Raw genomic sequence first — 8,551 nt, forward strand, 5'->3', positions numbered from 1 at the left:
GCCCGCAGCAGCGTGTACAAGTACTTCCGATCCGGTGACGAGATCCTGTTCCGGATCGTGGGGGACGCACTGGTGGAGTGGGCCGAACGCGTCCGCGACACGGTGGAGCGCGCCGAGACCCCCGCCGGCCAGATCGAGGCGTATGTGCGAACCACGTTGGCGCTGGCCGCGTCCGGCGCACACCGCGTGGCCGTCCTCGGCAGCACGCTGCCCCGCGACGAGGCGACCCGGCGCGATCTCGCCGACGCGCAGCATGATTCGGCCGCCCCGCTGCGCGCGGCGCTCGCCGCTCTCGGCAACCCGAACCCCGACCTGACCGCCGAGCTGATCGACGGCGCGCTCGGCCGCGCCATCGCGCGCATCGACGCGGGCTGCCACCACGACGAGATCGCCCCGGAGACAGTCGCGTTCGTGCGCCGCGCCCTCAGCGTCGACCATCGCCCGAACCGCCGCCGCGGCAAGGGATAACGGCTCCTCGGACTCCCCCGGCTCAAACGTCGAGCAGCGCAGCGGGATCGAACGTGACCCGAAACGGCACGTCCGCCTCCACCACCGCGTCGAACACGCTGCCGGAACACACCACGGGATCCGCGCCATACCCGCCGTCGCCCAACACCATCCGGTGCACCACGACGTCGGGCTGGTGCTCGACGATCCAGTACTGCGGAATGCCGACCGCCGCGTACTCACGCACCTTCCGCACCCGATCGGTGCGTTCGGTCCCGCTCCCCGGCGCGATCACCTCGACCGCCAGCCGCACCTCGGAGCCGAGCACCCGCTTGGGCACCTCGGCGACCACGGCGGCCCTGGCGACCTCCCTCGGCACCACGATGATGTCGGGCTTGCGCACTCCGCTGCGGGTGCGCACCTCCCAGCCGCTCCCGACACACAGGTGCACGGCCGAGCCGACCGCGCCCGCGTCGATGAACCGGCCGAGCCGTTGCGTCACGTGATTGTGCCGGGCGCCGCCCGCCACCTCGACCAGCCAGCCGTCCTCGAGCTCGAAACCCTTACCGCCGCCGGGGACATCGCGCAGGTCGAGTCCGGCATACGGGCCCAGCCGAGACTCCCCATTCCCGCGCCGTGCGTTCACCGAACCCTCCGTCTGTCCGTCGCCGAGCGGCCGACTTCATGGACCAGTCCGTGGTTACCACCCCACGTGCGTTTCACACATAGAGAAGGTCCCGTACGGAGTACTCCGTACGGGACCTTCTCGAGTGTTCGCTCAGACTATGGCGGCGATGCGGTCGCCGACCTCGACCGTCGACGCCGCGCCGGAGCGGGCGGCGAGGTCCTTGGCGACGGCGGATTCGATACGGGCCGCGGCCTCGGCGTTGCCGAGGTGGTTGAGCAGCAGCGATACCGACAGGATCGCGGCCGTCGGATCGGCCTTGGACTGCCCCGCGATATCCGGCGCGCTGCCGTGCACCGGCTCGAACATGCTCGGGTTGGCGCCGGAGGCATCGATATTGCCGCTGGCGGCCAGCCCGATGCCGCCGCTGACCGCGGCCGCGAGGTCGGTGATGATGTCGCCGAACAGGTTGTCGGTGACGATCACGTCGAACCGGCCCGGGTCGTTCACCATGTGGATGGTCGCCGCGTCGATGTGCTGGTAAGCCGTTGCGACATCGGGGAATTCGGCCGCGACCTCGTCCACCGTGCGCTGCCACAGCGAGCCGGCGAAGGTGAGCACGTTGGTCTTGTGCACCAACGTGAGGTGCTTGCGCCGCGCCTGCGCCTTCGCGAAGGCGTAGCGCACGACCCGCTCGATGCCGAAGCGGGTGTTGGTGCTGACCTCGGTCGCCACCTCGTGCGGCGTCTCCACCCGGATCGCGCCGCCGGTGCCGGTGTACGGACCCTCGGTGCCCTCGCGGACCACCACGAAGTCGATGTCCGGGCTGCCCGCCAGCGGGCTGGTGACCCCGGGAAACAGCTTGGACGGCCGCAGGTTCACGTGGTGATCCAGCGCGAACCGGGTGCGCAGCAGCAGGCCGCGCTCGAGCACGCCGCTGGGCACCGACGGATCGCCGATCGCGCCGAGCAGGATCGCGTCGTGCTGCTTCAGCTCTGGCAGCACGGATTCGGGCAGGATCTCACCGGTCGCGTGGTAGCGCTTCGCGCCGAGGTCGTACTCGGTCCGCTCGACGCCGGGCTGGACCACGTCGAGCACCTTGAGCGCCTCGGCGATGACCTCGGGCCCGATGCCGTCGCCGGGGATGACAGCAAGCTTCATGGCAATGCTCCGTTGTTAATCGGGGGCGCGCCGACCATGGGCGCGCCCCCGGACGCGATCAGAACAGGTCGACGACGACGACCTTCGCGGCGCCGACCGACTCGGCGATCGCGGCCTCGACCTCGGCGGGCACCTCGCGGTTGACCCGCAGGATCACCGTGGCGCCTTCCTTGTCCACGTCCTGGCTCAGCTGCGCGGCGAGGATGTCGATCCCGGCCTCGCCGAGCTTGGTGCCGATCTTGCCGAGCGCGCCCGGCCGGTCCTCGTAGTTCAGCACCGCCATGTTGGTGCCCTCGGCGCGCATGTCGTAGTTGCGGCCGTTGATGTTCACGATCTTCTGCACCTGCTGCGGCTCGGTCAGCGTGCCCGCCACGTTCAGGGTGCGGCCGTCGCCGAACACGGCGCGCAGGTCGACGACGCTGCGGTGGCTCGGGCTCTCCGGCGCGGTGTTCACCTGCGCGGTGATGCCGCGCTCCTTGGCCAGGGCCGGCGCGTTGACGAAGGTGACCTGATCTTCGACCAGCGCGGAGAAGATGCCGCGCAGGGCCGAAAGCTCCAGCACCGCAACGTCTTGCGCGGCGAGCTCGCCGCGCACCCGCACCTCGACGCTGACCGGCAGCTCGTCGGAGAGCGCGCCGAGCAGCGCGCCCTGCTTGCGCACGATGTCCAGCCACGGCGCGACCTCTTCGCCGACGGCGCCGCCGGTGACGTTCACCGCGCCGGGCACGAATTCCCCGGCGAGCGCGAGCAATACGGACTTGGCGACGTCGGTGCCCGCCCGGTCCTGCGCCTCCGCGGTGGACGCGCCGAGGTGCGGGGTCACCACGACCTGCGGCAGGTCGAACAGCGGGCTGTCGGTGCACGGCTCGGTCTCGAACACGTCGAGGCCGGCGGCCCGCACATGACCGGATTTGATCGCGTCGGCCAGCGCCTGCTCGTCGACGAGGCCACCGCGCGCGGCGTTGACGATGATGACGCCCGGCTTGGTCTTGGCGATGGCTTCCTTGCCGATGATGCCCTTGGTCTCCGGGGTCTTCGGCAGGTGCACCGAGATGAGGTCGGCGCGCTCGAGCAGCTCGTCCAGGCTCAGCAGCTCGATGCCGAGCTGGGCGGCGCGGGCGGGCGAGACGTAGGGGTCGTACGCGACGATCTTGGTCTCGAACGCGGCGAGCCGGGCGGCGAACAGCTGGCCGATGCGGCCGAGGCCGACCACGCCGACGGTCTTGCCGAAGATCTCGACGCCGTTGAATTTGCTGCGCTGCCAGGTGTGCTCGCGCAGGGTGGCGTCGGCCGCCGGGATCTGGCGCGCGGCGGCGAGCAGCAGCGTGACGGCGTGTTCGGCGGCGGTGTGGATGTTGGAGGTCGGCGCGTTCACGACCATGACGCCGCGCTCGGTGGCCGCGGGCACGTCGACATTGTCGAGGCCGACGCCGGCGCGCGCGACGATCTTCAGGTTCTTGCCCGCCTCGAGCACCTCGGCGTCCACCGTGGTCGCGGAGCGCACGAGTAGCGCGTCGGCCTCGGGGACCGCGGCGAGCAGAGCCGGGCGGTCGGGGCCGTCGACCCACCGAACCTCGACTCCGTCACCGAGCGCGTCGACGGTCGACTGGGCAAGCTTGTCGGCGATCAGGACAACAGGACGGCCTGCTTGGCTCACTGTGGAGTACTCCTGGGGAATGGGGTCGGCAATTACCGCCGATCAGCTTAGTGGGCCTTGTTTCGGCATGTGCTACCCCCTGGTAAGGCGGCCGTCGTCAGTATGGCACGGTGGTCAAAATATGAAGACCGGTCTACAGTTGCCGCATGGGTGCCAAGGGAACCGAGACGCGCTGCCGACTGATCCGCGCCACGCGCGGCCTGGTGGAGAAACACGGATACTTCGGCGCCGGACTCAACCAGATCATCGAGGCCAGCGGCGCCCCGCGCGGCTCGCTGTACTTCCACTTCCCCGGCGGCAAGGACCAACTCGTCGCGGCGGCGGTCGCCGAGGCGGGCGCCGAGATCGCGGCACTGATCGCCGCGGTCCCGCCCGGCGACACCGCGGCGGCGGCGACCAGCCTGCTCACCGCGTTCGGTGATCGGCTGGAGGCCTCCGGGTGGCACCAGGGTTGCCCGGTCGCCGCCGTCACGCTGGACGTATCGGCCGCCAACGACGCCATCCAGACCGAATGCGCCGCAGCCTATTCCGCGTGGGAGACGGCGCTGCGCGATCGGCTCCAGGCCGACGGACGGGCGAACGCGGACGACCTGGCCGCGTCGATTCTCGCCATGGTCGAGGGCGGGCTGTTGCTGGCCCGTGCGCAGCGCAGCCGCGAGCCGCTGGAGCGCGTGGCGCGCACGATTCGCGCCATGCTCTGAATCACTCGCGTTCCGAAGCCTTTTCGCATGACTTCAAAATATGTAGACCGGTCCATTAAGGAGTTTCATGTCCCACAGCATCGTGCTCGGCGCCGCCGGGTTCATCGGCCGCGCGGCGGTGGCGCGACTACTCGAGCAGGGCGATTCTGTCGTCGCGGCCCTTCGTCCGGGCGGTGAAAACCGGCTCGACGAGTGGCTACGCGCTCGCGCCGTCGATCGGACCGGCCTCACCGTCGTCCTCTGCGACGTGACCGCGACGGACCTCGGCCTGCCCGCCGACCTCGACACCTCCGGCATCCGTGACGTCTACAACTGCGCGGCGCGCTTCGCCTTCGGGCTCGACGAGGCCGACGCGTACGCGGTGAACGTGACCGGGGCGCTCAACGTCCTCGACTGGGCCGCGGCGCTGCCCGCCCTGCGGCGTGTCGTCCACATCACCGGTTACCGCGTCACCACCGAGGGCTCCGGCGAACCGCGCTCTGCGAGAGGGGCTTACGAGGGGTCCAAGCTCGAGTCGGATCCGCTGCTGCGCCGCCGCGCGGCCGAGCGCGGCCTTCCGCTCACGATCACCAACCCGAGCGGCGTGCTCGGTCCGGGTCAATACATCGGGCTCGCAAGCCTTGTCGAGGATCTCTGGCGCGGCCGGCTCGCGGCGATCCCCGGCGGTCGCGAAACCTTCGTTCCGATAGTCGATCTGGACTACTTCGCGTCCTTCCTCGTCGGCCTGCCGAGCCAGGAGGACACGGTGGGCCGGTCCTTCACGGTCCTCGATCCCCGAACGCCGGTGCTACCGGACCTGATTCGGCTGCTCGCCGGGCATATGGGCGTGCGCGCACCGCGTCTCACCATTCCGGTCGGCGTCATCGAGAGGCTGCCGCGCGCGCTGACCGGCGCGGACCCGGAGACGCTTGCGTTCATCGCGGACGATCGCTACGACACCGCCGCCGCGGACGAGGTCGCACGCAGGACGGGGCTCACCATGCCGCGGGCCGAAACCGTGCTGCACGAGTGGGCCGACCATCTGGTCGCGAGCCGATTCGGCGCCGTCGAGGCGGACCCGACCGCCGGATTCGTCGACGGCACTTGGGTTTCCGGAGACCGGGCGCATCCGGCCTATGTCCTACTGCACGGCCTGCCCGTCGACAGCGAATCCTGGTCGGAGGTCAGGGACGCTCTCGGAGCGCCGAGTCTGGTCGCCGATCTGCCCGGCCTGGGGCGGTCCGCGCCCGGCGACATCGATGACGTACTGCCGCGATTGATGGGCTCCGTACAGAGCCGTCCGGTACTGGTCGGCCACTCGCTCGGCTGCGGTCCGGTGCTGAAATACGCCGCCGCCCATCCGGATCGGATCGCCGGCGTGGTTCTGGTGTCGCCCGCGTTCCTGCAACCGCCGGCCGGTCGGCTGCTGCGCTCGCCGCTGGCGGCGCCGGCCCTGCGACGAATGTCCGTGGAAGCCTTGGCAAGCCGGCTCGGCATCCCCGCAGGCCCCGCGGTGGACAGCGCGGCCGCCAACCTGCGGCGGCCAGGAGTTGCGGGACGCACGATCGCCGCGCTGCGCCGGGCCGGCGCGCCCGGACGGAGGGCCGAGTTGGCCGAGACGCTCGCGCGAGTGGCGGTGCCGGTCCGGATCGTCGTCGGCGCGCGGGATCCGTTCCCCTCGATCGCGCCCGGCGAGCCGGCCGTCATCGAGGACGCCGGTCACTACCCGCAGCTGACCCATCCCGCGCTGGTCGCGGCCGAGATCACCCGGCTGGGCGCGGACCGGCTCGGCGCGGTCGCGCGCTGACCGAACGCGGAGGGCCCCGCACCGTGCCGGTGCGGGGCCCTCTCCGGAATCGCGCTCAGTGGGCGCGAGACCCGGTCGTTCAAACGACCATCACGTTGTTCAGCGGCCGCCGAAGGAGCCCGTCCACAGGGTGTCGAGGATTCCGTGGAAAGCGGCACCGAAGGTGTCCAGGAAACCGCCGAGGGCAGCGCTACCGGTGTCGATGATAACGGGGATCATTTAAATACCTCTTCGTAGAAAGACCATCCAGTTGTACTGGCTGACACAAGGCACATCGGCGGCCTTACGAGGACAGTTACGAAAACTTGATCTTTAGTGACATAGGTTACAGTCATATCACGAAAAACACCTGGTCAAGCGTCCATCCAAGTAGTTAGCCCCGGAAACCATGGGCTTGACCATGGTGTATGGCCAGATCTGGCCCGCGCCCACAGCCCGGTCACCGTAAACATAAAGATTCTCTGAGAAATCAATTGCGGGCCGATAAGGCATCGAAACCTTAGACGGACAATTACGGCGATTCCGACAGAGCGAAAACTCATCCGGCGCAGGCTTTTACACCCTCGAGCCGTAGCCCGAACGCGCGAATCGACAGATATGTAACCGACAGTTCCGTGCACCGCGGCCGAATAGCCGCGCGCGCATTATTGCTCGCCGGCTCGGCGAGCTCCTCAACCCACCGCGGCCACCGCGCGCGAAAACGCCCGCACCCGCGTGGTTTCGCGATTGCGATGCCAGACCAGTCCCAGCCGCGAGTGCGCGAGCCCGGTCACCGGCACGAAGTTGACCTCCGGTCGGTCATGGAACACCGCGGTCGGGTGGCACAGCAGCATCGCGCCCTGCCCTCCCGCCACCGCCTCGATGCCCTCCCACAGCGTGCCGACCTGGGGCCCGGCCGGAACAGGCCGTCCACCCGGCGTCACGTCCAGCGACTGGGCGCGCCGCCAGTAGTGCGGCGCGGGTCCGCGCACGCCGACCAGCGAGAACTCGGCCAGATCCTCCGGCGACAGGCTGGTCCGCGCCGCGAGCGGATGTCCGCGGTGCATCGCGAGCATCTGCTGCTGCTCCGAGAAGACCTGTCCGAGCACGAGGTCGCTCTCGCCCATCGGCAGCAGCACCACCGCGAGATCGACCTCGCCGCGGTGCACCGGCCCGAACGGATCCGACAGCGGGATCTCGACCACCTCGGCGGTGCAGGCCGGAAACCTGCGCTCGAACAGGGCGAGCGCGTCGGTCAGGTTCTCGCTGGTCGAACCCTGGAAGCCGATCCGCAGCACCCCTTGCATTCCGCGGGCCGCCGCCCGCACGCTGTCCACCGTGGCGTGCAACGCGGTGTAGGCAGGTCGCAGATCGGCCAGGAAGTTTTCGCCGAGCGGCGTCAGCGCGACCTTGCGGCTGGTGCGCTCGATGAGCCGCGCGCCGACCCGCTGCTCGAGTGCGCGCAGCAGTTGACTCACCCGGCTCTGCGAGACATACAGCCGCTCGCCCGCGCGCCCGAAGTGCAGCTCCTCGGCGAGGACGAGGAAGGCCTCCAGCTCGCGCACCTCCAGGCTCATTGGCTCCCTCTCCAGCGTCGATGAGTTCAGCTCATAGAACGATGAGACCTTCGCCGTTGTTTCCGCCCGGCACGATCACTTGGCTGGAGACATGACACAGGTTGATGAAGTCGCGAGTCCAGCGCCCGCGCAACGCGATTCGGCACTGCGCGGCTGGCTCGGCGTCGGGGCCGTGACCGGGGCCACGTTCACGGTCGTCACCTCGGAGATGCTGCCGGTCGGGTTGCTCACCCCCATCAGCGACACATTGCGCGTCACCGAGGGCGCGGTCGGGCTCTCCCTGACGGCCACGGGATTCGTCGCCGCCGTCGCCGCGCCGCTGATCGCCGCCGCGCTCGGCCGCTCCGATCGCAGGCTGGTGCTGTGCGTGCTGCTCGCGGTGCTGACGCTCGGCAATCTCGGGGCGGCCTGGTCGCCGAACTTCGCGATCATGATGGCGGCGCGGGTGCTGGTCGGCATCGGGATCGGCGGGGTATGGGCGATCGCGGCGAGCATGGCCGCGCGCCTGGTGCCCGAGAAGTCCGTCGGCGCCGCCACGGCACTGGTCTTCAGCGGCGTCGCGGTGGCCTCGATGATCGGCGTCCCGGCCGGAACCTACATCGGCGCGGTCGCCGGGTG

At 69.9% G+C, this 8,551-nt stretch carries 8 protein-coding genes; 4 read left to right on the forward strand and 4 right to left on the reverse strand.

The genetic code is table 11. From position 1 onward, the window contains the following. The coding region (locus ON39_RS23130) for a TetR/AcrR family transcriptional regulator (protein WP_051186942.1) at positions 1-468 on the forward strand (468 nt) is incomplete at its 5' end. A 22-nt stretch (positions 469-490) separates the two neighbouring features. Here ON39_RS23130 and ON39_RS23135 read toward each other — a convergent pair. The 3 genes from ON39_RS23135 to serA form a co-directional block, all read right to left on the reverse strand. Then, positions 491-1,093 carry a Uma2 family endonuclease gene (locus ON39_RS23135; RefSeq protein ID WP_083894640.1) on the reverse strand — a complete coding sequence of 201 codons (603 nt, stop codon included), beginning with the start codon at positions 1,091-1,093 and terminating at the stop codon, positions 491-493. A gap of 132 nt (positions 1,094-1,225) precedes the next feature. Beyond that, entirely contained in the window at positions 1,226-2,233 is a 1,008-nt protein-coding gene (locus ON39_RS23140) for a 3-isopropylmalate dehydrogenase (protein ID WP_040737566.1), read from the reverse strand. 58 nt (positions 2,234-2,291) lie between these two features. Further along, complete coding sequence (serA, locus tag ON39_RS23145) at positions 2,292-3,890, reverse strand: phosphoglycerate dehydrogenase (RefSeq protein WP_040737567.1); 1,599 nt, start codon at positions 3,888-3,890, stop codon at positions 2,292-2,294. Between the two features lie 146 nt (positions 3,891-4,036). Between serA and ON39_RS23150 the strand changes: the two genes are divergently transcribed. Both ON39_RS23150 and ON39_RS23155 read left to right on the forward strand, forming a co-directional pair. Next, positions 4,037-4,591, forward strand: a complete 555-nt coding sequence (locus ON39_RS23150) for a TetR/AcrR family transcriptional regulator (RefSeq protein ID WP_040737568.1) — start codon at positions 4,037-4,039, stop codon at positions 4,589-4,591. Between the two features lie 67 nt (positions 4,592-4,658). Continuing rightward, the gene (locus tag ON39_RS23155; protein ID WP_040737569.1) at positions 4,659-6,377 is read left to right on the forward strand and encodes an alpha/beta fold hydrolase; all 1,719 of its coding nucleotides are present in this window, start codon (positions 4,659-4,661) and stop codon (positions 6,375-6,377) included. A gap of 671 nt (positions 6,378-7,048) precedes the next feature. On the opposite strand, the gene ON39_RS23160 is transcribed toward ON39_RS23155, so the two are convergent. Further along, positions 7,049-7,933 carry a LysR family transcriptional regulator gene (locus ON39_RS23160; protein WP_085998251.1) on the reverse strand — a complete coding sequence of 295 codons (885 nt, stop codon included), beginning with the start codon at positions 7,931-7,933 and terminating at the stop codon, positions 7,049-7,051. Between the two features lie 91 nt (positions 7,934-8,024). On the opposite strand from ON39_RS23160, the gene ON39_RS23165 reads away from it, so the two are divergent. Beyond that, on the forward strand, positions 8,025-8,551 hold a 527-nt coding region (locus ON39_RS23165; protein WP_040737571.1), incomplete at its 3' end, for an MFS transporter.

Origin of the sequence: Nocardia tenerifensis NBRC 101015, assembly GCF_000308715.1 — a bacterium.
Lineage (GTDB): Bacteria > Actinomycetota > Actinomycetes > Mycobacteriales > Mycobacteriaceae > Nocardia > Nocardia tenerifensis.

Coding starts and splice junctions, on each gene's coding strand:
- ON39_RS23155 (WP_040737569.1), top strand. CDS start 4,659: ATGTCCCACAGCATCGTGCTCGGCGCCGCCGGGTTCATCGGCCGCGCG.
- ON39_RS23160 (WP_085998251.1), bottom strand. CDS start 7,933: ATGAGCCTGGAGGTGCGCGAGCTGGAGGCCTTCCTCGTCCTCGCCGAG.
- ON39_RS23140 (WP_040737566.1), bottom strand. CDS start 2,233: ATGAAGCTTGCTGTCATCCCCGGCGACGGCATCGGGCCCGAGGTCATC.
- ON39_RS23150 (WP_040737568.1), top strand. CDS start 4,037: ATGGGTGCCAAGGGAACCGAGACGCGCTGCCGACTGATCCGCGCCACG.